Genomic DNA, 22,395 nt, shown 5'->3' on the forward strand with positions numbered 1-22,395 from the left:
GCTGAACGAAGGGAAGACGAGGAGAAGGAGCCGCGGAAGAGAGGCCTGCGGCCCGACTGAGGGTATGGCGGTACATGCGCCACGCTCCTTCTCCCCGAGTTCCTCTCGCTCAGCCGAGCAGCTGAACGAAGGGAAGACGAGGAGAAGGAGCCGCGGAAGAGAGGCCTGCGGCCCGACTGAGGGTATGGCGGTACATGCGCCGCGCTCCTTCTCCCCGAGTTCCTCTCGCTCAGCCGAGCAGCTGAACGAAGGGAAGACGAGGAGAAGGAGCCGCGGAAGAGAGGCCTGCGGCCCGACTGAGGGTATGGCGGTACATGCGCCGCGCTCCTTCTCCCCGAGTTCCCTTCGCTCAGCCGAGCAGCTGAACGAAGGGAAGACGAGGAGAAGGAACCGCGGAAGAGATGCCTGCGCCCCGACTGAGGGTATGGCGGCACATGCGCCGCGCTCCTTCTCCCCGAGTTCCTCTCGCTCAGCCGGGCAGCTGAGCGAAGGGAAGACGAGGAGAAGGAGCCGCGGAAGAGAGGCCTGCGGCCCGACTGAGGGTATGGCGGTACATGCGCCGCACTCCTTCTCCCCGAGTTCCTCTCGCTCAGCTGGGCAGCTGAACGAAGGGAAGACGAGGAGAAGGAGCCGCGGAAGAGAGGCCTGCGGCCCGTCTGAGGGTATGGCGGTACATGCGCCGCACTCCTGCTCCCCGAGTTCCCTTCGCTCAGCCGAGCAGCTGAACGAAGGGAAGACGAGGAGAAGGAGCCGCGGAAGAGAGAACCACATGAGGTAGGGTAGTCCCTTCTCCGAGGGGCTCGAACGGGAGGAGTAAGCGCTATGTTGGAACGATACGGACACGGGGGAGATTTGCGCACCGCGGCGGCGCTGTACGGCCGGCCGGCGGAGGCGTTCGTCGACTTCAGCTCGAACATGAATCCATGGGGGCCGCCCGAGGGAGCGCGAGCGGCGATGCTGCGCGCGTGGGAGCGCATCGACGCGTACCCGGACCCGGCGGCTCGAACGCTGCGGGGCGCGCTCGCCGAGAAGCACGGCGTGCCGATCGAGGCGATCTGGGTCGGCAACGGCGCGGCGGAGGCGATCGACCTCGCCCTCCGCGCGCTGCGGCCGACGATCGCCGCCGTGGCGGCGCCGGGCTTCGCCGAATACGAGACGGCGGTCGAGCACGCCGGCGGAACGACGCGCCCCATCACGCTGCGCCCGGACGACGACTTCCGGCTTCGCGCCGAAGACGTGAGAGCCGCGGCGGAAGAAGGAGCCGACGCGATCGTGCTCGGCCACCCGAACAACCCGACGGGGCAGCCGCTTGCGCAAGACGTCGTCGAAGCCGCGCTCGAAGCGTTCCGCGGCGTCGTCATCGACGAAGCGTTCCTCGACTTCTCTCCCGAGGAGGAGTCGCTGACGCTCGTTCGACGCGCGGCGGAGCGGCCCGGCCTCTTCGTCACGCGCTCGCTCACGAAGTTCTACGCGATCCCGGGGCTCCGCCTCGGCTACGTCGTCGCGCACCCGGACGGCATCGCGCGCATCCGCGCGCTCGCCGTGCCGTGGAGCGCGAACGGCATCGCGCTCGAGGTCGGCGCCGCGGTGCTGGCGGACCGCGACTTCGCCGAGCGCACGCAGCGCTGGCTGCCGCCGGAGCGGGAGCGGTTGTCGGCGCGCCTGACGGCGCTCGGCTTGCGCGTCTTCCCGAGCGCGGCCAACTTCCTGTTGGCGCGGCTGCCCGAAGGCGCGAAGGCCGGAGAGCTGCAGACGGCGCTCGGGCGCGAAGGCGTGCTCGTCCGAAGCGGATCGACGTTCCGCGCCCTCGAGAAGGACGCCTACATTCGCCTCGCCGTGAAGAAGCGGGACGCGAACGAGCGGCTGCTAGAGGTAATGGCGGCTTACCTTGCGACGGCGAGGGAGGCGAGCGCGCGATGAAACCGCAGCCGCAAGCCCCCTGCCCGACGCTCATGATTCAAGGAACCGCGTCCGACGTCGGCAAGAGTCTGATCGTGACGGCGCTCTGCCGTATCTTGACGAACGACGGATACCGCGTCGCGCCGTTCAAGTCGCAGAACATGTCGAACAATTCGCACGTCACCCCGGACGGGAAGGAGATCGGCCGCGCCCAGGCGGTGCAGGCCGACGCATGCCGCATCGCGGCGACGACGGACATGAACCCGATTCTGCTGAAGCCGACGGGCGAGCGCCGCGCGCAGGTCGTCGTGCACGGGAAACCGCTGAGGGACTATGACGCGATCGACTATCGGGAGAAGTATCTCCCCACCGCGGAACGGTTCGTCCGCGAGGCGCTCGACCGGCTCCGCGCCGCCCACGACGTCGTCGTGATGGAAGGCGCGGGCAGTCCGGCCGAGGTCAATCTGCGCGACCGGGACATCGTCAACATGCGCGCGGCGGCATGGGGGGACGCTCCCGTCGTGCTCGTCGCGGACATCGATCGGGGCGGCGTGTTCGCTTCGATCGTCGGTACGATGGCGATACTCCGGCCGGAGGAGCGCGACCGGGTCAAGGGCTTTATCGTCAATAAGTTTCGCGGCGACCCGGCGCTGCTGACCGACGGGCTCGACTGGCTCGAGAAGGAAACCGGCAAGCCCGTCCTCGGCGTCGTGCCGATGCTGCACGACGTCGGGCTCGAGGACGAGGACGCGGCGTCGCTCGACAACAAGCTTCGAACGCGCGCCGACCCGACGCGCGATCTCGACATCGCCGTGCTGCGGCTGCCGCGGCTGTCGAACTTCACCGACGTCGACGCGCTCGCCGGCGAGCCGGACGCGTCCGTCCGCTATGTAACTAAGCCCGAGGAGTTGGGCCGTCCGGACGCGATCGTCATTCCCGGCACGAAGAACGCGCTGATGGACCTCGCGGCGCTCCGGGAGCGCGGCCTCGACGAAGCCGTGCGACGGTACGCGTCATCGGGCGGGCGCGTCGTCGGCATCTGCGGCGGCTACCAGATGCTCGGCCTGACGCTGAACGATCCGCACGGCGTCGAATCGTCCGAGGCGGCGACGAGCCGCATGGACGGACTCGGCCTGCTGCCGCTGGAGACGACCTATGCGCGGGAGAAGCGGACGGTCCGCGTCTCGGGCGCGTTCGCGGGTTGGCCCGGCGAAGCGGCGCCTCCCGCCGTCGAGCTCCCCGTCGAGGGCTACGAGATCCATATGGGAGAGACGGCGTTCCGCGAGCCGGTGCGGCCGCTGTTTCGCTTCGACGACGGGTCGGAGGACGGAGCGGCGACGGGAGACGGACGGGTGTGGGGGACGTATGTGCACGGCATTTTCGATAACGACGGGTTTCGAAGAAGTTGGCTGAACGCGCTGCGCCGGGACCGCGGGCTTCCCTCGCTGGCATCCGACTACCGCCATCGCGAGACGCGCGAAGCCGCGTTCGACCGACTGGCGGAGCATGTGCGCAGCCACGTGGATATGGAAGCGATCTATGCTATGATAGGAATTCGTAAGGGAGGCTCTTCACGATGAAAATTTATACGAGAACCGGCGACAAAGGGCACACCGGCGTCATCGGCGGTCGCGTACGCAAAGACGACCTCCAGGTGGAGGCGTACGGCACGGTCGACGAGCTCAATTCGTTCGTCGGCGTCGCGATGGCCGGCATGGACGAGGTCAAATTCGCCGATATGCTGGAAGATTTGCTCAACATACAGCACGAGCTGTTCGATTGCGGCTCCGACCTCGCGATTCTCGACAAAGCGAAGCGCGAGTACAAGGTTACCGCAGATATGGCGGAGAAGCTCGAAGCTTTGATCGATAAATACGACGCGGAGACGCCCGACATTACGCGGTTCATCCTCCCGGGCGGCTCGGCCTCCTCGGCCGCGCTGCACGTCTGCCGCACCGTCTGCCGCCGGGCCGAGCGCCGCGTCGTGACGTTGGCTGAGCGCCAAGACATCAACGAACATGTGCGGACGTATTTGAACCGGCTGTCGGACTTGTTCTTCACGATCGCCCGGACGGCGAATTTCCGCGAAGGGCGGACCGACGTCGAATACGCGCGCAGCGCGGAAGTGTTCCGCCGCAAATCCGACCGATGACCGAACCGACGAAGCTGACGCATGTCGTGCCGCCGGAGCAAGACGGGTGGCGGCTGCGCTCCGTGCTGCTGACGGGCATGGGGCTGTCGCGCAAGCTGCTCGTGCGGCAGCGCGGACTGGAGGGGTCGATCACCGTGAACGGCTCGACCGACGTGCTGTACCGGCCGATGCGCGCCGGCGACGTCGTGGAGGTGACGCTGCCGGTGGAACAGTCGGAGACGATTCTCCCGCAGCCGATGGAGTTCGGAATCATCTACGAGGACGAGCATCTGCTCATCGTGAACAAGCCTTGGGGCCTGATCGTCCATCCGACGTCGGGCCATTACACGGGGACGCTCGCGAACGGCATCGTTCATTATTGGCAGGAACGAGGAGAGTCGTATCGGTTCCGCCCGATTCACCGCCTCGATCAGGATACGTCGGGCGTGCTCGCGGTCGCGAAGAACGGGTACGCGCATCAGTTCGTGAGCGAGCAGTTCCAAGCCGGCCAGGTGCGCAAAAGCTACATCGCCGTCGTCTACGGCCGCATGTCGGCGGACGCCGGTACCGTCGAAGGACCGATCGACCGCGATATCGACGTGCCGCATATGCGCGTCGTGACGCCTACGGGCGCGGCTTCGACGACGCATTACGAAGTCGTCGAGCGGTTCGCGGACGCGACGGTCGTGCGCGTGAAGCCGGTCACCGGCCGCACGCATCAGATTCGCGTCCATATGAAGTTCATCGGGCATCCGCTGATGGGCGACGAGCTGTACATCGACGCGGAGCGCCACCCGCCGCGCGAGCTGCCGATCGCGCGTCAAGCGCTGCACGCCGAGACGCTGTCGTTCGTGCATCCCGAATCGAAGGAGCGCGTCACGTTCGCGGCGCCGCTGACGCCCGATTTGGAGACGCTGATTACATTTCTACGCGAAGAAGGGGAACCGACATCATGACGACCGTCACCGCATATATTTACCCGAAGTGCAGCACCTGCCGCGACGCCATGAGGTCGTTGGAGGCTAAGGGAGTGCGGCCCGAGAAGATCGATCTGTTCGAGACGCCGCCTTCGAAGGAGCAGCTGCGGTCGTTCTGGGAGCTTAGCGGTCTGCCTTTGAAAAAGTTCCTGAACACCTCTGGCGAAGTATACAAGGAGATGAACCTGAAAGATCGCATCCCGCGCATGAGCGAGGACGACATCTTGGAATTGCTCGCCTCGAACGGCCGGCTGATCAAGCGGCCGATCGTCGTCGACGGCAAGCGGATCACCGTCGGGTTCAAAGAAGAGCAATATAAGGAGATCTGGTCATGACCTTCGTGCAACCGTCCGAGCGGCTCGGCCGGCTCGGTTCTTCGATCTTCAGCGAGGTCGCGTCTTGGCGCGCGGAGGCCGCCGCGTCGGGGCTCGACGTCATCGACCTCGGCATCGGGAGTCCGGACAAGCCGCCGGCGGAAGCGGTTCGCCGGACGCTCGCCGAAGCCGCGATGCGCGAGGATATGTACGGCTACCCTTCTTCGGAAGGGAGTCCGGCGTTCCGGCGAGCGGCCGTCGACTGGCTGAAGCATCGTTTCGGCGTCGAGGTCGATCCGGCGGAGGAGACGACCGTCCTCATGGGCTCGCAGGACGGCCTCGGCCATCTCGCGCTGGCCGTGACGAATCCCGACGACATCGCGATATTGCCCGATCCGGGGTACCCGATCTACGGAGCGGGACTGGCCGTCGCGGGCGTAGTGCCGTATCCGGTTCCGCTTCGGGAGAGCAACGGCTACTTGTTCGACTTCGCGTCGATCCCGGAGGACGTCGCCCGCCGCGCGAAGCTGATCGTCGTCAACTACCCGAGCAACCCGCTCAGCGCCGTGGCGGATCGTTCGTTCTATGAATCATTAATTTCATTCGCTAAACAATACGGCATCTTAGTCGTTCACGACGCGGCGTATTCCGAGCTCGCCTTCGACGGGTATCGCCCGATGAGCATCCTCGAGCTTCCGGGGGCGAAGGACGCGGCGATCGAATTTCACTCGCTGTCGAAGAGCTTTAACATGGCGGGCTGCCGCATCGGCTTCGCCGTCGGGCATGCCCCTGCGATCCGAGCCTTGCGCACGCTGAAGGCGAACCTCGATTACGGCGTCTTCATCGCCGCGCAGGAAGCGGGCATTCGCGCGTTCGCGGAAGATCTGTCGAACGAAGGCGCGAAAGCCGCCGCCGTCTATCAGTCCCGGCGCGACGTGTTTGTCGAAGCGATGCGCGAGGCCGGATGGATCGTCCCGAAGCCGAGGGCGACGATGTTCGTCTGGGCGCGCGTGCCGCAAGGGTGGACGTCTCGACAAATTTCCCAGGAAATTTGTCGGCGAACCGGCGTTGTTGTCGTTCCGGGCAACGCGTTCGGTGTCGAAGGAGAAGGATACGTGCGCATCGCCTTGGTGCAAGAGGAAGGCAGATTGCTGGAGGCGGCGCGGCGGATCGGCGAATTTTTCCGCGAGGAAGGGCTAAAAGTCGAATAAGGCAAGCCTTCGATCGGAATCGGAAGGAGGACAATCGAATGCAATATGTATGTCGTTACATCGACGCGAAACCCGAAGAGGCGATTCCTTGGGCGCGCGTGGATGCGGCGTCTCTGAAAGACGTCGTCACGGGCGGCGTCCCCCGGCAGCGCACGGAAGCGAAAGCCGTATGGACGAAGGACGCCTTGCGCATTCGGTTCGAATGCGAAGACGATTTCATCTCCGCGGCGATGACGAAGCGGGACGATCCGCTCTACGACGAAGACGTCGTCGAAGTATTTATCGACGAAGAGGGAACCGGGAAGCGATACATGGAGCTGGAGATCAACCCGCTGAACACGGTGTTCGACGCCAGAATCGCGAACGATCTTGAAGGGAACATTCAAGTCGATACGTCGTGGGATGCGGAAGGTCTGCATACGGCGGCGGTCCGGGAAGCGGGGAAGACGACGTACGAGATCTCGATTCCGTTCGAAAATTTCGAAAAGCGGCCGGACATCGGGACGACATGGCGATGGAACCTGTACAGAATCGACGCGGATCCTTCGGGGCGGCGCCATTTCTGGGCGTGGTCGCCGACGGGCGCCGTCGATTTTCACCGATCCGGGCGATTCGGCGCCCTCGTATTCGCCGCATCGGATCGCTGACGCGAAAAAAAACGACCATGGCCGGCTTGCGTTCGACGCAGCAAGCGGGCCGTGGTCGTTATTTGCGCTTCAGCCTTGCGATGACGTCGATCTCGACGAGCAGGTCGAAGTTCAATTCGCAATAGACAAGCGTTCGCGCCGGATAGGGGCGGGGGATCAGCTCGGCGTAAATCCGGTTAAATCCCTCGTAATGCTTGCGATCGGAAAGGTACACGTTGACTTTGAGAATGTCTTCCAGCGTAACTCCCGATTGCGACAGGATCGCCGCGACGTTTTGAATCGTGCGCACGGTTTGCCCTTCTAGATCGTGCGCCGCCAGCTCGCCCGTGATCGGATCGAATCCGCCTTGCCCCGAGATAAACAGCAAGGTGTCCGATTGCGTCGTTACGGAGAAGGGGACGACTTCCGTGCCGTACGAGTTGATCTTATTTTCCAATCGCCATGTTCCTCTCGTAGAGATTTCACTCGGTTCGGCGTGCCGGAGGCCGCCTGCGTCGGCGCAGACCCGCCGCCGGCAGCCTCCGCGCGGATAGAAGAAATCCGGTTACCAGCCTAACGCTTTGCGAGTATCGGCCGCTTTCCGATTATACTCCTCGACGAACGGGATCACCTCGCTGAAGTCCCCGCCTTCCGTCATAATCCGACTGATCCTCGCGCTGACGCTGTTCACGTAATCGCCGAGGTCCATCACGTTCATATCGTTCCAGTAGCAGCACATCTGCGCGGACATCTTGACCGCTTCGACGTCCTTCCCGCTCCAGATGCTCGCTTGCGCGTAATGCGCGTCGATCTCCGGACTGATGACCCAAGAGCCCGAACCGTTGTCGATGCTAAGCTTCTGCGCTTTCTCGCTGAAGAGATAGCTGAGGAACATGAACGCTTCTTCCTTATGCTTCGACGCTTTCACCATCGACATCGGGCCGACCTGGTGCAGCGTGACTTGCCGCTCGGTGCCGCGCGGGAACGGAAGAACGTCCCACTCGAAGGTCGCCTGCTGGAGCGTCGGCAAGATCCAATCCACCCCGGTGATGAACAACACGTTCCCGTTGACGAAGTTCACGGCCGGATCGGCGTTAAAGCCGTTCTCCTTGATTTGCTCCGGATTCGGCTGCACGTTCCACTTGCGGATCAAATCCTGCGACCACTGCAGATCGGCCAGCACCTCCGGCGTATTCGCGACGCTCTTCGTCCGGTCTTCGCTCAGCAGCCGGGCGCTGCCCGCGCTGCCGTTCGCGATGGCGCGGATATCGTTCATGTCGCCGGCGAGGCCGAACATGCCCCAGTCGTTGGCGTCCTTGTTCGTCGCCGTCTTCGCCATCTCGAGCAAGTCGTCGTACGTCCAGTCTTTGCCGGGCATCTCCATGCCGTATTTGCTCAGCATCTCTTTGTTGACGGCGATCCACATCGGGATGTCCGTCCACGGGAGGGCGTACGTCTTGCCGCCGGTCGTGAACGATTCCAGCAAGCCTTCGACCATCTTCGCGTTCTGCATTCTTTCGTCCACGGCGATGTAAGGCTTCAAGTCTTCCAACAGGTCGTTGCCGTTCGATACCCATTCCGTCAACCCGCGGTCCAGAATAACGAGGTCGGATTCCTCGCCGGCGATGATGTTGTTAATGACGGCCTGGTTGATCGAGGTGTTCTCCTTGATCGTGATCCAAGGATGCTCTTCCATGAAAGCCGCGATCGTCGCCTTCAGCGCCGGGCTGAAAAACCAGCCGTGAATCGTCAGCTCGACGGGCTGTCGGTCTTCGGGAGCCGGCTCCGGCTCCGGTTTCGCCTCGTCGGCAGGCGGCGTCTTCGTCTCGTCGGTCGCGGGCGGCGTCTCGACCGGCGGATCCTCCGTCCCGGATTTCGTTCCGCCCCCGGAACATGCAGACAACGCAACCATGACCGCAAGCAGCGCAGCGACAATGCCTCGAACCTTCCACCATCGTAATTTCAACGCATTTCCCCCCCGAAAAAGATAGTAAGCGCTTCCCTATCCGCAACGCCGTGAGTAATTGGAAGTTCTTGCCTCGATTTTAATCACGCCCCAATTTCAAGTCAACAAAAATATTTCACATATGCTAAAAAATATTTTTTTAAAAACGTCGAACGATTTTGAATATTCCGCTGTCATTTTTAGGATAATCGCGTTATACTTTCACGTATATAAATTAAATTCACAAATCGCAACGTGCGAGGGGGTCCGTTTTATGGGGAACGTGGCATTCGACCATGTATATAAGTTTTATAAAGGGGAGACTCGGCCGTCGGTCAACGATTTTCACCTAGAGATTGAAGACGGCGAGTTTCTCGTCATGGTCGGACCTTCGGGCTGCGGCAAGTCGACGACGCTCCGCATGCTGGCCGGCTTGGAGGAGGTGTCGAAGGGAGACATCTACATCGACGGGAAGTTCATGAACTTCGTATCCCCCAAGGACCGGGATATCGCGATGGTATTCCAAAATTACGCGTTATACCCGAACTTGACGGTATATGAAAACATGGCGTTGGGCTTGCAGCTGCATAAGGTCGCCAAACACGAGATCGAGCTTCGCGTCAATCGGGCGGCCAGAATGCTGGAAATTACGCCGTTCCTCGCGAAGAAGCCGAGCCAGCTGTCCGGCGGGCAGAAGCAGCGCGTCGCGTTGGGCCGCGCGCTCGTGCGGGAGCCGAAGGTATTCCTCATGGACGAACCGCTGTCGAACCTGGACGCGAAGCTGCGGACGCAAACCCGGATGGAAATCGCCAAGCTGCACAGCCAGCTGAAGACGACGGTCGTCTACGTCACCCACGATCAGACGGAAGCGATGACGATGGGGACGCGCATCGTGGTCATGAAGGACGGCAACATTCAGCAGGTAGCCCCCCCGCAGCAGCTGTACGACGAGCCCGCGAATTTGTTCGTGGCGGGATTTATCGGCACGCCGCAGATGAATTTCATCGACGGCGCGATCGTCGAGTCGGGAGGAGAGTTCTTTTTCGAAACGAAGCGCCTGCGCCTGAAAATTCCGGAAAACCATGTGCCCGAGATCCAGTCGGCCAAGACGAATTTGCGGCAGGTCGTCATGGGGGTGCGCCCGGAACATGTCGCATGCGAGCCATGGGCGATCGAACGATATCCCGACTGGCAAGCCGCCGCCTCGGTCGAGATGCGGGAGCCGATGGGCTCGGATACGTATCTGTACGCGACGGTCGGCGAGCATACGTTCACGCTGCGGACGGAGCCGCATGCGCCCGCGCGTCCGGGCGACCCGATCCGAATCGCCGTTCGGATGGATAAGGCTCGATTTTTCGATCGGGAGAGCGGCCTTGCGTTCGCGTACCGGGAGGGACGTTCATGAAGAAATCCGGGAGGATCGCAAGACGACTTGCCGTCGCGGGGGCGGCGGCCGCTTGCGCGGCGGCGCTCGTCTGGCGGTTCGCGTCGACCGAGCCGGCCGCGTACCCCGTCGTCGCCGAAGAGAGGCTGTACGACTTGATCGGAGCGCCGGCGGACGACGAAGGCCCCGCGCCTTACCTCCAATGGATTCGCGGCGAAGCGGTTCGATCGATGCCGATGGCGGAAGGAGCGGCCTCCGCGGTGCTCGCGACGGACTATTCGGCCGCCTCGGAAGAAGCGACCCTTCGAATCCGTTACGACGAGGCGAAACAGGCGAACGTCCTCGATTGGAACAATCCGGAGGGGTGGGTGGAATGGAAGGTGGAAGCGCCGGAGGACGGATGGTACGACATCGTCGTCGATTACGCGGGGCTTCCGGGCAGTTACTCGAATATCGTTCGGGGCATCCAGATCGACGGCGAATACCCGTTCCGCGAGGCGAGAAGGATCGGGTTCGAACGAATGTGGCGGGACGGCAAGTTCCCGTACGACCGCAACGCGATCGATAACGAGATTCGGCCGGTTCAAACGGAAGTGTCGAAGTGGACGTCGAAGCGGCTTGCGGATCATTCGCTTTCCCCGGAGCCGCTTCGGTTCGCGCTCGCGGAAGGAGAGCACACGATCCGGCTCGTTGGCGTGAAGGAACCCCTGTCCATCCATCGAATCGCGTTGGCTTCGCCGGAGCCGATCCCGACCTATTCGGAGTATGCCGCCCGGCTGCCGAAATCCGAAACTTCGAGCGCGTGGCATAGCCGTGTGGAGGCCGAACGGTTCGCATACAAGACGTCGACGAGAACTCGACCGATCAGCATCAGCGAGCCGCACGTGTCGCCCGACCCGGAAGGCCGTATCGTCTATAACGTGCTTGGGGGCACGAATTGGCAGGACCCCGGCGATTCGGTCGCATGGGAGGTGGACGTCCCGGAGACCGGCGCGTACGCGATCGATATCAAATCGTTCCGCGGGTATAACGGCAGCGCGAGCGTCTATCGAACGATCAAGATCGACGGCGGCGTGCCGTTCCGCGAACTGCTTCGATACGAATTCGAGGCGAATTCCGCCATGGACATCGCGCCGCTTGCCGACGAGCAAGGAAATCCGTATTTATTTTATTTAACGGAAGGGAAGCATCTGCTGGAGATGACCGTCGACAACTCGACGATACGGCCCGTCATCTTCGCATTGAACCGATTGAGCGGCGATATTAGCGAAATCGAGCGGAAGGTTCGCGCCGTCTCCGGAAATTACGGGTACGGCGGCGTCGTGAACGTCGATCCGTCCAGAGTATGGGAGATGGATAAGTACGATCCTGAGATGGAGTCGAAGCTGATCGCCATAAGAGACGAGATCGCGCTCGTCAGCGCATACCTGAAAGGGTTGTACCAAGGCGAGACGGATTCGACGACCGCTCTGGACGACGCCGTCAGCCGTTTGAACGGGTTGCTTCGGGACGTCGATAACTTGCCTAACGACGTAGCCGCGTTCGCGGAAATCAAATCGAATTTGAATACGTGGACGAAGACGATCGAAAATCAACCGATGCATCTCGACTTTATCGTCGTGCGCGCGCCGGGAGCGGATCCGGAGTACCGATTGCCGGACACTTGGGATAAGGTTCGGTATGCCGGCGTCAACTTCGCGCGATCGTTCTTCCAGCCTTACGACGCGGGGGTCGCGGAAGAAGAGGGGGCTTTGACGGTTTGGGTCCAACGGGGAAGAGATTACGTGGACTTGCTCGAGTCGATGATCGCTCAAGAGTTCACCCCGAGGACGGGGATTCCGGTCAACGTCAACTTGGTCGCGAACCAGAACGTGCTGTTGATGAGCGCGGCGGCCGGCCAGCAGCCGGACGTAGCGCTCGGGTTCGGGATGGAAGTTCCCGCCGATTTCGCCATGCGCGGCGCGGCTTTGGATTTGACGGATTTCGAAAATTTCGAAGACGTGTTCCGCCGGTTTAACCCGGGCGTGATGCGTTCGTACACGGTAGACGGCAAAGTGTATGCGCTTCCCGAAACCGTAACGTACAATATGTTGTTCGTGCGGACGGATATTTTGGAAGAGCTCGGGCTCGCGCCGCCGAATACGTGGGAAGACGTGCTCGCCATGCTGCCGACGCTGCAGGAGAACGCCATGACCTTCATGTTTCCGAAGCTGTCGACGCTGGATCAAGGCGCGATGACGTTCATGTCCCGAAAGCCCGACTTTATTACGCCGTATTATCAGCACGGCGCGGATTTTTACGCGGCCGACGGGCTGCGGCCGACGTTGAACAGCGAGGAAGGGTATGCGGCGTTCAAGCAATGGACGGATTGGTTCGCGAAATACGACTTGCCGAGAGACGTGCCGGAGTTTTTCAACCACTTCCGCTTCGGCAGCATCCCGGTAGGCGTGGGGGATATCTCGATGTATATCCAACTGACGGTCGCCGCGCCCGAATTGGCGGGCCAGTGGAAGATGCTCCCGATTCCGGGCATCGAGTCGCCCGACGGCACGATCGCCCGTTGGACGTCGCAAGGCCTTGCCTCCGCCATGATCTTAAGCGCCGGCGAACGGAAAGAGGAGGCGTGGAAGTTTCTGGAGTGGTGGACGTCGGACGACGTCCAATCCCGCTACGCGAACGACATCGAATCGCTCGCCGGCGTCGAGTATCGCTGGCATTCGGCCAACCTGAACGCCATGCGCTCGGTTCCTTGGACGGAGGAAGAGCTGCTCGCGATTACCGAACAGTGGAGATGGGCGAAAAACATGCCGTTCGTCCCCGGGTACTATATGCTTCCGAGGGAGATGGATTTCGCTTGGAACCGGACGCTGCTGGAGGGCGACCCGCCGAGAGAAGCGCTGGAGGAAGCGCAGATGTCCTTGATGCGGGAGATGCGCCGCAAGCAGGTCGAATTCGGGATCGAACCGGGCGACGGATGGAAGATCGAAACCTACGACGAGCCGTACGGAAAGGAGTAAGCCATGGAACCTACACGACTCTCCCCGGCGGCCGCTTCCGTGCGGCCGGCTTCCCGGAAGCCGGGACCGCCCGCATTCGCGCGGCGGATCGTCACGTTCGCTAAACAATGTTGGCGGGATCGGTTATCCTATTTGTTTTTGGCGCCGTTCCTGATTCTCTTCTCCGTCTTTATCGTCGTCCCGGTGCTCATGGCGATCTTTCTGAGCATGACCACGTTCAACGGGATCGGATTCCCGAGATTCGTCGGCATCAGCCATTTCATCGCCATGCTGACGCAGGATTTCGTGTTTATGAAGCACACGCTGCCCAATACGTTGAAATTCGCGGTCATCGTCGGACCGGGCGGCTATGCGTTGGCATTCTTCTTCGCATGGTTGATTCACCAGCTGCCCAGAGCGATTCGGGATTTCTTCACGTTAGCGTTGTACGCGCCTTCGATGGCCGTCGGGGTCGGGTTATCCGTCATTTGGGTTTCGACGTTCAGCGGCGACCGCGTCGGGTACTTGAACAATATTTTATTGCGCTTCGGAATGATCGAATCGCCGGTGCTTTGGCTGCAGGATCCGAAGACGCTCATGTGGGTCGTCATCATCATTACCTTATGGACGAGTATGGGCATCGGGTTCCTGGCCATGCTGGGCGGATTGCAGACCGTGAACACGGAATTGTACGAAGCGGGCAGAATCGACGGCATCAAGAACAGCTTGCAGGAAGTGTACTACATTACGATTCCGTCCATGAAGCCGCAGATGCTGTTCGGGGCGGTCATGTCGATCGTGAATACGCTGAAGGCGGGCGAAGTCACTACGCTGCTGACCGGCGTCGTCGTCACCCCGAATTACGCGGGTCATCTCATTAACAACCATATCGAAGATTACGCGTTCCTTCGATACGAATGGGGATACGCTTCCGCACTGTCCGTCCTGCTGCTGTTGATGGGGTATGGACTGATGCGACTCAGTTACAGGCTGTTCCGAACGAAGGAGGATGAATAATGCGCTCCCTTCGGAAAGTAACCTTTTCCCAATGGCTGCTGCTCGTCGTTCTGACCGCGATCGGCTTGTTTATGTTCATCCCGATCGTCTTCCTATTTAATAACGCGTTCAAGCCGTTGAACGAGCTGTACTTATTTCCGCCGCCGATCTTCGTTCGGCAGCCGACCATGCAAAATTTCGACCATCTGTTTTTGCAGGCCGCCGCCGGCGCGGTCCCGTTCACCCGATACTTATTCAACAGCGTCGTCGTGGCGGTCGCAACGCTCGCGGCCGTCGTTCTGGTCAGCACGATGGCCGGGTACGTCTTGTCGAAGCACCGGTTCCACTTCAAGTCCGTCATTATGGCGACGGTCATGATTTCGCTCATGTTCGTTCCTGAGATGGTGCTCATTCCCCGGTACCTGGTCGTCAGCGGATTAGGGCTTAAAGACACGTACTGGGCGCATATTTTGCCCTTCGTCGCTTCGCCGGTCGCCGTGTTTCTGATGAAGCAATTCATCGATCAAATTCCGGACGCCTTGTTGGAAGCGGCCAAGCTCGACGGCGCGACGGATATGTACATGTTTACTAGAATCGTAATCCCGTTGACGGCGCCGGCCGTCGCTACGATCTGCATCATTACGTTCCAACTCGTATTTATGGACGTAACGACGTCGACGTATTACACGACGAAGGATACGCTCAAGACGATGGCCTTCTACATGACCTCCTTCACGATCAACATTCCCGGCGTCGCGGCGGCCAGCGTCGGCGCGGCCATCGGCCTGCTGATGTTTCTCCCGAACCTGCTGTTGTTCCTGTTGTTCCAGCGGAAGATGATCCAGACGATGCTTCATTCGGGCGTGAAATAAGATGGAGGAGACAAGGGGGGCCGCAGATGCGTCGATCCGCTAAAATCTTAGCAGCCATATGCTTGTTATGCATGCTCGCGCCGGCCGTCGTTTCCGCCCGGCTTCCGTACGATACTTGGTTCGTCGATCGGCAAACCGGACGCATGTCGGCGATCCAACCGATCTACGTCCCGAAGGAGGTCGTGGACGGATCGGACTGGGAGACGCCGCTTCAATCGCCGAGCGATCTGTTTATCGCGCGCGACGGCAGCGTATATATCGCCGATACGGGGAATGACCGCATCGTCCAATTGGACCGCGAAGGGGACTATGTCCGGAGCATCGGCACCGAGGAAGGCCCGGGAAAGCTGAACGGTCCGGAAGGCGTGTTCGTCGCGGACGACGGAACGATCTACGTCGCCAACACGGGGGGCCGGACGATCGTGAAATACGGAGCGGACGGCCGGCCGCTCCGCGTCTTCGAGAAGCCCGAGTCCGATTTGCTTTACGAAGAGTACCATTTCGTCCCTACCAAGCTGGTCGTCGACCGGCGCGGCGTCATGTACATCGTCGTGAAGGATTCGTATCAAGGGTTGTTTCGGATGAACCCGGAGGGACAATTCACCGGCTTCTTCGGCGCGAACAAGGCGAAGCTGTCTTGGCTCGACCGATTGAAGCGGGCGATCTTGTCCAAGGAGCAGCTGGCGAAGGAAGCCGCGATCCGGCCGAATACGATCGGCAACGTCTCGCTGACGGAAGACGGCTTCCTCCTGGTGACCAGCTCCGGGCGGCTCAGCGACGGGCAAATCCGCAAGCTGAACGCGGGCGGCGCCGATGCGTTCCGCAATAAAGAGTTCGACCATCAGCTGGTCGATACGGTGACGGATTCGCAAGGGTTTATGTACACGTTAAGCCTGCGGTTCGGCGAAGTCGGCATTTACGACCCGACGGCGTTCCAAATGATTTTCTTCGGCGTCAAGGACGAGGCGGCGCGCCAACAAGGCGTGATGAGCTTTCCCGCCAGCATCGCGGTCAACGACGCCGACGAGGTGTGGGTAGCGGACAGCTCCCAGCATTCGGTCCAAGTGTACGAAAGAACGGATTTCGGCGAGACGTTCCTGAAGGCGAACGAATTGTATTTCGCGGGGGAGTACGAGAAGAGCAAGCCGTATTGGGAAGAAGTGATGCGGCATAACGGAATGATGGACTTCGCCTTCACCGGACTCGGCAAGAGCGAGCTCAGCGAAGGGAAGTACGCCGCGGCCGTCGGTTATTTCAAAGAAGCGCGGGACGCGGCGAACTATTCGGATGCGTTCTGGTACGTTCGCTACGAATGGATGCAGCGTTACTTCGGTTGGACGCTTCTCTTCCTGGCGGCGGCCTTATGGGGGGGCGCGTTCCTGATCCGCAAGTGGAGAGCCTATGCCGCGAAGCGTACGTGGCCGCCGTCGGCGCTTCGATACGGTTCGGAAATCAGAGACGTAGGGTTCGCCATGTTTCACCCGTACGAAGGGTTTTACCGATTGAAGGAACGGAACTTGTCGTGGCTGACGACGATAACGATATTGGCGGCGGTCGTCGGCGTCCACCTGTACTCGATTTTCGGCTCCAGCCTCATCGCCTCTCCCCGCGATGCGGATAAGGTCAATCTTCCGTTGTCCGTCGGCCTGCTGCTCGTGCCGTGGCTGACTTGGGTCGTCGCCAATTATTTGGTCAGCTCCGTCAAAGGCGGCGAGGGACGCTTCCGGGAAGTCGTGCAGGCCAGCGCCGTCGCGTTCGTCCCCTATGCGGTCATGACGATTCCGATCACGCTTCTGTCCAACGCGCTCGTATTCGAGGAATGGATCGTATACGACGTCAGCCGGCAATTGATGTGGATATGGATCGGACTGCTGTTTTTCGTCATGACGCAAGTGACGCATAATTTCGAGTTTACGGAAACGGTCAAAAATATCGGGATTACGTTGTTTACGATCGGCGTCATCTGGATTTTCGTCACGATTATCGTCGGGCTCGGCGTGAACTTGTATGACTTTATCGAGCAGATTTATCGGGAGGTGACCTTCCTTGCTTAGAAGGGTATGGCCGACAAGCGTTTCGACGCGGCTCCTGATCGTTCTGGCGATGGGCCTTCTGTCGGCGGGGATCATCCTGTTCGCGATCGGTCGATGGGATCGCCTCCCCAGCCTGCAAGAGATGGGAATCGACGCCCCCCCGGGGAACGCGTTCCCGGTGTTCCAAGGAGATCCATGGGTCGCGCCGGCGATCGGCCCCGACGGCTTCGCGGAAGTCGCGCAAAATCGGCGTTTCGCGCTGTACGTAGATCCGAAGACGAGCCAGATCGCGGTCCGCAACAAGGAGAGCGGGTTTGTATGGAGAAGCAACCCGCCCGCCTCGCGAATCGAAAAGGAGACGGTGAAAGGGGCGCTGCTTGAAAACCTGCAGTCCCCGTTCATCTTGGAGTACGTCGTCGGCGCGAATACGCGCCGAATCCAAAGCAACTCGCTCGATGCGAAGCTGAACGCGACCTACGTCCCGATCCGGGACGGCATTCAAGTGACGTACGATTACGGCGAGCTGAACCTCTCCTTCGCGATGCAATACGTCTTAACCGAAGCCGGCTTCGAGCTGCGCATTCCGGACGCGGGCTTGAAGGAGGCGGGAGAGGCGAAGTTGTTCTCACTCAATCCGCTCCCGTATTTCGGCGCGGTCGCCGGGAAGGAGGAGGAAGGGTATCTCTTCGTACCCGACGGTCCGGGAGGGCTCATTCGGTACGACTCCCGTCCGCCGGCTCATGTGAGAGGTTACGATTTCGCCGTCTACGGCGACGATCCCGCCCATCTGAAAGAGGGTATCTTCAAGCCGAAGCGGGAGCCGATCAGTTACCCCGTATTCGGCCTTGCGAGAGGGGACGAGGCTTACGCGGCGATCGTATCGGAAGGGAAATATAACGCGTCGATCCGTGCCCTTCCGTCCGGGATCGTCTCTTCGTACCATTCGCTCAGCGTCAACTTCCCTTATCGGCAGGAGTACGGACGAAGAGTCAGCGGGCTTACGGACGAGAAGGTCAAGACGATCGAAGCGGAACGGGCGTCGACGGATCGCCGCGTCGAATATCGGCTGCTTCATGGAGACGAAGCCGATTATGTCGGGATGGCCCATGCGTACCGGCAGTACTTGGAGGACAACGACATGCTGCCGGAACGGCTTGCGCCGACCGAACGGATCCCGCTGCATCTGTCGTTGATCGGCGGCGGGATGAAGCCGAAATTCGGCGGTTATCGGTACGAACCGGCCACGACTTTTCGACAGGCGGAGCGCATCGTAGAGCAGCTGCTTCAAGAAGGGGTCGCGAACCTTCGGATCACCTTCCAAGGCTGGCAGCGCAGCGGCCGCGCGAGCACGGACCAGCGGCTTCCGATCGCGAAAGACATCGGAGGAACGGACGGCGTGCGCGACTTCGTCCGTACGATGAAGGAGAAGGGGATCCCGGTGTTGTTCGAGGATACCGTCGGTTGGAAACGACCGGAGCATTCCGATTTCTCCATGAAGGCGGACGGCGTCCGGGCCATCGATTCCACCGTGCTCCAGGGAAGATTCCGATTTAACGACGAATTCGCGCTGATCCCTGGAGTGCTCGGCGACTTCATCGTGCATCCGGTGCAAGCGATCCGCGGTCAGAAGGAAGTGATCGACGCGCTCGGACGCATCGGGGCGAGCGGAATCCATTACGTCGACGGTCCCGGCAACTTGCTGTACAGCGACTACAACGCCGACGCGCGTCTCTCCAGAGCGGACACGGCGTACTATTACTCGTCGCTGCTTCGGTACACGAAGAACGAATTCGGCTCCGTCGGCGTGAAGCGGGGGCATGATTACGCGCTGCGATACGCGGAGCTGGTCGAGGAATTCCCTCTGGAGTCGAGCTACGACTTGATCGTCGACGAGACGGTGCCGTTCTATCCGATCGCCGTTCACGGGGCGGTTCCTTATACTTCGACGCCGGGCAATTTACGCAATCAATACGATCTCGACTTGCTGAAAGCGATCGAATACGGCGCGATCCCTTCCTTCAAGCTGACGTACGCGCCGAGCCGCGCGTTGACCGACACGGATTACGGCGGCGTGTACAGCAGCGAATTCGCCGTATGGAAGGATCGGATCGCGGAAGAATACGCGAAATTCGATTCGCTCGCCGCGGTGTACCATCAGCGGATCGTAGACCATGAGCGAGCGGAGGACGGCGTGTTCGTCACGACGTACGAAGACGGCACCAAGGTCACCGTCGACTACAACGCGATGCAATTCTACGTGGAGGAAGGAGGCGGGGAAGACCGGTGAATTCGAGCGTCGAGAAGCGCAAGGCGTATCTGTTGTTTCGCTGGAAGACCTACGGCGTCGGGTATTTGTTTATGCTCCCGTGGATCGTCGGTTTTTTATCCTTCGTCCTCTTCCCGGTCGGATGGTCGTTATACAACAGTTTCAATAAAGTGTCGATTACGAGCGACGGCTTTCAATACCATTGGGTCGGATTCGAAAATTATTACAGGATGCTGTTCGAGAACAACGAATACCCGATTTTATTGATTACGTATTTTCAAGAAATGCTGCTCATGATTCCGCTGATCTTGATTTTCGCGTTTTTCGTCGCGCTCTTGCTGAATCAGAAGTTCCCGGCTCGGGGGTTCATGCGGACGGTGTTCTTCTTGCCCGTCATCTTCGCTACGGGACAGGTGTTGATGGAGCTGTTCCGGCAAGGCTCGGGCGAGCTCCCGTTCATGGAGCAATATCGAGTCGAAGACGTCGTCGATTTGTATTTCGGCGGCTCCGTCGCGGAGGCGATCGTGAGCGTGCTGAGCAAGGCGGTCATCATCCTATGGTATTCCGGGGTACAAATTTTGATCTTCCTCGCCGGCTTCCAGACGATTTCGCGAACGCTGTACGAAGCGATTCGCGTCGACGGCGCGTCGCCTTGGGAAAGCTTCTGGAAAATTACGTACCCCGCGATGATTCCGTTCATCGGGCTGAACGCGGTGTATACGATCGTCGACTTGTTCACGTACCCGTTCAACCCCGTCCTGAAGGTCGTGCAGGATAACATGTTCAAGGCGACGACGGGGTACGGATACGCGAGCGCGATGGCATGGTTGTATTTCGGCTTAGTCTTAGTATGTATCGGCGCGGCGCTCGGATTGACGTATCGGGCGTCGGGGATGGGAGGCGGACGAAGATGAAGCCGGAGAGAACGGCAAGGCGGCTCGAGGGGCTCCGAACGGCGGGAAGGATGCCGAATCGGATGGCGCTGCAGCTGAAGAGGCTTGCGATCGGGCAGAACGTGAACGACGGCTGGATCGCGAAGATCGTCATCTTGCTCGTGTTGACGGTCATCGCGTTCTTGTACGTTCGTCCGATCATCGACATGATCTCGACGAGTTTGAAGAGCTTGGAGGACTTGATCGACCCGGTGGTCGGGGTCATCCCGCGGCACGTCGATCCGCAAAACTTCATCGACGCCTGGAACGGACTCGTGTACCCGCAGTCGTTCGCGAGCACGCTCACGATCGCCTTGTTCGGCTCGGCGTTCCAGGTGTTCTCCTGCGCGATCACCGGGTATGCGCTGGCCCGTCTGCAGTTTCCTGGGAAGAACGTCTTCTTCTTCTTGACGATCGTAACGTTCCTGGTGCCGCCGCAAATTACCATCGTTCCTTTGTACATGATCTACCAGCAGCTCGGGTGGCTCCATACGCCGTTCGTCTTCTTGGTGCCCGCGCTGCTCGGGCAAGGGCTGCGCGGCGCGTTGTTCGTCATCATTTTCCGCCAATTTTTCCTGTCCCAACCGAAGGCGTTGGAGGAAGCGGCGAGGATGGACGGCGCCTCCGCGTTCCGTTTGTTTTTCCGGATCATGCTTCCGCTCGCGAGCGCGTCCTGTCTCGTGGTGTTCCTCTTTTCCTTCATCTGGTACTGGAACATGTACTACGAGGCGACGCTGTTTCTAAGCAAAGGGTTCACGCCGTTATCGATCCGGCTCAGCGCGCTCGAGATGCAGCTGATCGGCAACCAGTCGCTGACGTTCGGCGCCGACGCCGGCAAGGATCCGATCGCCGAAGGGCCGAAGATGGCCGCGGCGTTCCTCATCATCCTGCCGCCGCTGATCGTGTATATGATCGCGCAGCGTTGGTTTACCGAGGGCATCGAACGGTCGGGGATGGTCGAATGACGACCGCGCGCGAATATACGAAGCGAGGGGCGTTCGCGGCAGGGATCGAAGGCCCGGCCTGCGACCCGGACGGCAATCTATACGCCGTCGCGTACAATGACGGCCGGCCTCGGGCGATCGGGAAGGTGTCCCCCGGAGGGGAGGCCTCCTTCTTCGTCTCCCTGCCGGAAGGCAGCATGGGCTGCGGCATGCGGGCGTACCCGAAGGAGGGCGCCCTGTTCGTCGCGGACTTCGCCGGCCATAACGTGCTGAAGATCGAGCTGACGACGCGGCGCGTGTCGGTGCATTGCCATGAGCCGCGCATGCATCAGCCGAACGATCTCGCGATTCGCTCGGACGGGACGCTGTTCGCCAGCGACCCGCTTTGGGACGAAGGAACCGGACAGCTGTGGAGGATCGATCCGGACGGAACCGCCGCGCTGCTCGAGACCGGCATGGGGACGACGAACGGGATCGAGCTCAGCCCCGACGAACGAACGCTGTACGTGGCCGAGACGCTGCAGCGTACCGTATGGGCGTATGACGTGAGCGGAACGGGGGCGGTATCGGGCAAGCGGCTCTTGCACCGCTTCGAGGACCATCTGTCGGACGGGATGCGCTGCGACGCGTCGGGGAATCTGTACGTGACGAGGTTCGGCAAAGGCTGCATCGCAAAGCTGTCCCCGGAGGGGGAGCTTCTGGAGGAGATCGCGCTGAACGGGAAGCAGTGCACGAATGTAACGTTCGGCGGAGCGGACGGCCGGGATGCGTACGTCACGGTCGCCGACAACGGCACGATCGAGACGTTCCGGACGGACGTTCCCGGACGCTGCTGGGCGATGTGGAGGAGCGCGGAGGGCTTCTAGGTT

General features: G+C 60.9%; 18 protein-coding genes. 16 read left to right on the forward strand and 2 right to left on the reverse strand.

The annotated features are described in order from the left end of the window. The first annotated feature begins 822 nt into the window (after positions 1-822). The 7 genes from cobD to FE782_RS15325 are packed head-to-tail and all read left to right on the forward strand — an operon-like array spanning position 823 to position 7,179. Entirely contained in the window at positions 823-1,920 is a 1,098-nt protein-coding gene (cobD, locus tag FE782_RS32615) for a threonine-phosphate decarboxylase CobD (RefSeq protein ID WP_202914542.1), read from the forward strand. Next, positions 1,917-3,479 (forward strand): cobyric acid synthase, encoded by a 1,563-nt coding sequence (locus FE782_RS32620; protein WP_202914543.1) that lies wholly within the window; start codon positions 1,917-1,919, stop codon positions 3,477-3,479. Before cobD ends, FE782_RS32620 begins: the two co-directional genes overlap by 4 nt. Next, positions 3,476-4,051, forward strand: coding sequence for a cob(I)yrinic acid a,c-diamide adenosyltransferase (locus FE782_RS15305; RefSeq protein ID WP_138195086.1), 576 nt, complete (start codon positions 3,476-3,478; stop codon positions 4,049-4,051). Before FE782_RS32620 ends, FE782_RS15305 begins: the two co-directional genes overlap by 4 nt. Next, the gene (locus tag FE782_RS15310) at positions 4,048-4,986 is read left to right on the forward strand and encodes an RluA family pseudouridine synthase (RefSeq protein ID WP_138195087.1); all 939 of its coding nucleotides are present in this window, start codon (positions 4,048-4,050) and stop codon (positions 4,984-4,986) included. Before FE782_RS15305 ends, FE782_RS15310 begins: the two co-directional genes overlap by 4 nt. Next, positions 4,983-5,342: an arsenate reductase family protein gene (locus FE782_RS15315; protein WP_138195088.1), complete on the forward strand. Its 360-nt coding sequence runs from the start codon at positions 4,983-4,985 to the stop codon at positions 5,340-5,342. The genes FE782_RS15310 and FE782_RS15315 overlap by 4 nt, the downstream gene beginning before the upstream one ends. Then, positions 5,339-6,532, forward strand: a complete 1,194-nt coding sequence (locus FE782_RS15320) for an aminotransferase class I/II-fold pyridoxal phosphate-dependent enzyme (protein WP_138195089.1) — start codon at positions 5,339-5,341, stop codon at positions 6,530-6,532. The genes FE782_RS15315 and FE782_RS15320 overlap by 4 nt, the downstream gene beginning before the upstream one ends. Positions 6,533-6,570: 38 nt before the next feature. Further along, the gene (locus FE782_RS15325) at positions 6,571-7,179 is read left to right on the forward strand and encodes a carbohydrate-binding family 9-like protein (protein WP_138195090.1); all 609 of its coding nucleotides are present in this window, start codon (positions 6,571-6,573) and stop codon (positions 7,177-7,179) included. Positions 7,180-7,237: 58 nt separating this feature from the next. Here FE782_RS15325 and FE782_RS15330 read toward each other — a convergent pair whose 3' ends face one another. Beyond that, positions 7,238-7,615: a RidA family protein gene (locus FE782_RS15330; protein ID WP_138195091.1), complete on the reverse strand. Its 378-nt coding sequence runs from the start codon at positions 7,613-7,615 to the stop codon at positions 7,238-7,240. A 108-nt stretch (positions 7,616-7,723) separates the two neighbouring features. Continuing rightward, the gene (locus tag FE782_RS15335) at positions 7,724-9,124 is read right to left on the reverse strand and encodes an ABC transporter substrate-binding protein (protein WP_138195092.1); all 1,401 of its coding nucleotides are present in this window, start codon (positions 9,122-9,124) and stop codon (positions 7,724-7,726) included. A 253-nt stretch (positions 9,125-9,377) separates the two neighbouring features. Between FE782_RS15335 and FE782_RS15340 the strand changes: the two genes are divergently transcribed. From FE782_RS15340 to FE782_RS15380, 9 genes are read left to right on the forward strand one after another with little or no spacing between them, the layout of a single operon-like run. Then, positions 9,378-10,508: an ABC transporter ATP-binding protein gene (locus FE782_RS15340; RefSeq protein ID WP_138195093.1), complete on the forward strand. Its 1,131-nt coding sequence runs from the start codon at positions 9,378-9,380 to the stop codon at positions 10,506-10,508. Further along, entirely contained in the window at positions 10,505-13,504 is a 3,000-nt protein-coding gene (locus FE782_RS15345; protein WP_138195094.1) for an extracellular solute-binding protein, read from the forward strand. Before FE782_RS15340 ends, FE782_RS15345 begins: the two co-directional genes overlap by 4 nt. A gap of 3 nt (positions 13,505-13,507) precedes the next feature. Beyond that, positions 13,508-14,500: a carbohydrate ABC transporter permease gene (locus FE782_RS15350; protein WP_138195095.1), complete on the forward strand. Its 993-nt coding sequence runs from the start codon at positions 13,508-13,510 to the stop codon at positions 14,498-14,500. Then, a complete protein-coding gene (locus tag FE782_RS15355) occupies positions 14,500-15,351 on the forward strand; it encodes a carbohydrate ABC transporter permease (protein ID WP_238392502.1) in 852 nt (283 codons plus the stop codon). Before FE782_RS15350 ends, FE782_RS15355 begins: the two co-directional genes overlap by 1 nt. Before the next feature lie 26 nt (positions 15,352-15,377). Continuing rightward, entirely contained in the window at positions 15,378-17,405 is a 2,028-nt protein-coding gene (locus tag FE782_RS15360) for a YIP1 family protein (protein ID WP_138195097.1), read from the forward strand. After that, complete coding sequence (locus FE782_RS15365) at positions 17,398-19,671, forward strand: DUF5696 domain-containing protein (RefSeq protein WP_138195098.1); 2,274 nt, start codon at positions 17,398-17,400, stop codon at positions 19,669-19,671. The genes FE782_RS15360 and FE782_RS15365 overlap by 8 nt, the downstream gene beginning before the upstream one ends. After that, the gene (locus FE782_RS15370) at positions 19,668-20,564 is read left to right on the forward strand and encodes a carbohydrate ABC transporter permease (protein ID WP_238392503.1); all 897 of its coding nucleotides are present in this window, start codon (positions 19,668-19,670) and stop codon (positions 20,562-20,564) included. The genes FE782_RS15365 and FE782_RS15370 overlap by 4 nt, the downstream gene beginning before the upstream one ends. Then, positions 20,561-21,547 (forward strand): carbohydrate ABC transporter permease, encoded by a 987-nt coding sequence (locus FE782_RS15375; RefSeq protein ID WP_158299408.1) that lies wholly within the window; start codon positions 20,561-20,563, stop codon positions 21,545-21,547. The genes FE782_RS15370 and FE782_RS15375 overlap by 4 nt, the downstream gene beginning before the upstream one ends. Then, the gene (locus FE782_RS15380; RefSeq protein WP_138195100.1) at positions 21,544-22,392 is read left to right on the forward strand and encodes an SMP-30/gluconolactonase/LRE family protein; all 849 of its coding nucleotides are present in this window, start codon (positions 21,544-21,546) and stop codon (positions 22,390-22,392) included. The genes FE782_RS15375 and FE782_RS15380 overlap by 4 nt, the downstream gene beginning before the upstream one ends. Positions 22,393-22,395 lie beyond the last annotated feature (3 nt).

It is taken from the genome of Paenibacillus antri (assembly GCF_005765165.1).
GTDB lineage: Bacteria > Bacillota > Bacilli > Paenibacillales > YIM-B00363 > Paenibacillus_AE > Paenibacillus_AE antri.

Coding starts and splice junctions, on each gene's coding strand:
- FE782_RS15325 (WP_138195090.1), top strand. CDS start 6,571: ATGCAATATGTATGTCGTTACATCGACGCGAAACCCGAAGAGGCGATT.
- FE782_RS15375 (WP_158299408.1), top strand. CDS start 20,561: ATGAAGCCGGAGAGAACGGCAAGGCGGCTCGAGGGGCTCCGAACGGCG.
- cobD (WP_202914542.1), top strand. CDS start 823: ATGTTGGAACGATACGGACACGGGGGAGATTTGCGCACCGCGGCGGCG.
- FE782_RS15320 (WP_138195089.1), top strand. CDS start 5,339: ATGACCTTCGTGCAACCGTCCGAGCGGCTCGGCCGGCTCGGTTCTTCG.
- FE782_RS15355 (WP_238392502.1), top strand. CDS start 14,500: ATGCGCTCCCTTCGGAAAGTAACCTTTTCCCAATGGCTGCTGCTCGTC.
- FE782_RS15340 (WP_138195093.1), top strand. CDS start 9,378: ATGGGGAACGTGGCATTCGACCATGTATATAAGTTTTATAAAGGGGAG.
- FE782_RS32620 (WP_202914543.1), top strand. CDS start 1,917: ATGAAACCGCAGCCGCAAGCCCCCTGCCCGACGCTCATGATTCAAGGA.
- FE782_RS15345 (WP_138195094.1), top strand. CDS start 10,505: ATGAAGAAATCCGGGAGGATCGCAAGACGACTTGCCGTCGCGGGGGCG.
- FE782_RS15315 (WP_138195088.1), top strand. CDS start 4,983: ATGACGACCGTCACCGCATATATTTACCCGAAGTGCAGCACCTGCCGC.
- FE782_RS15305 (WP_138195086.1), top strand. CDS start 3,476: ATGAAAATTTATACGAGAACCGGCGACAAAGGGCACACCGGCGTCATC.
- FE782_RS15360 (WP_138195097.1), top strand. CDS start 15,378: ATGCGTCGATCCGCTAAAATCTTAGCAGCCATATGCTTGTTATGCATG.
- FE782_RS15380 (WP_138195100.1), top strand. CDS start 21,544: ATGACGACCGCGCGCGAATATACGAAGCGAGGGGCGTTCGCGGCAGGG.
- FE782_RS15310 (WP_138195087.1), top strand. CDS start 4,048: ATGACCGAACCGACGAAGCTGACGCATGTCGTGCCGCCGGAGCAAGAC.
- FE782_RS15350 (WP_138195095.1), top strand. CDS start 13,508: ATGGAACCTACACGACTCTCCCCGGCGGCCGCTTCCGTGCGGCCGGCT.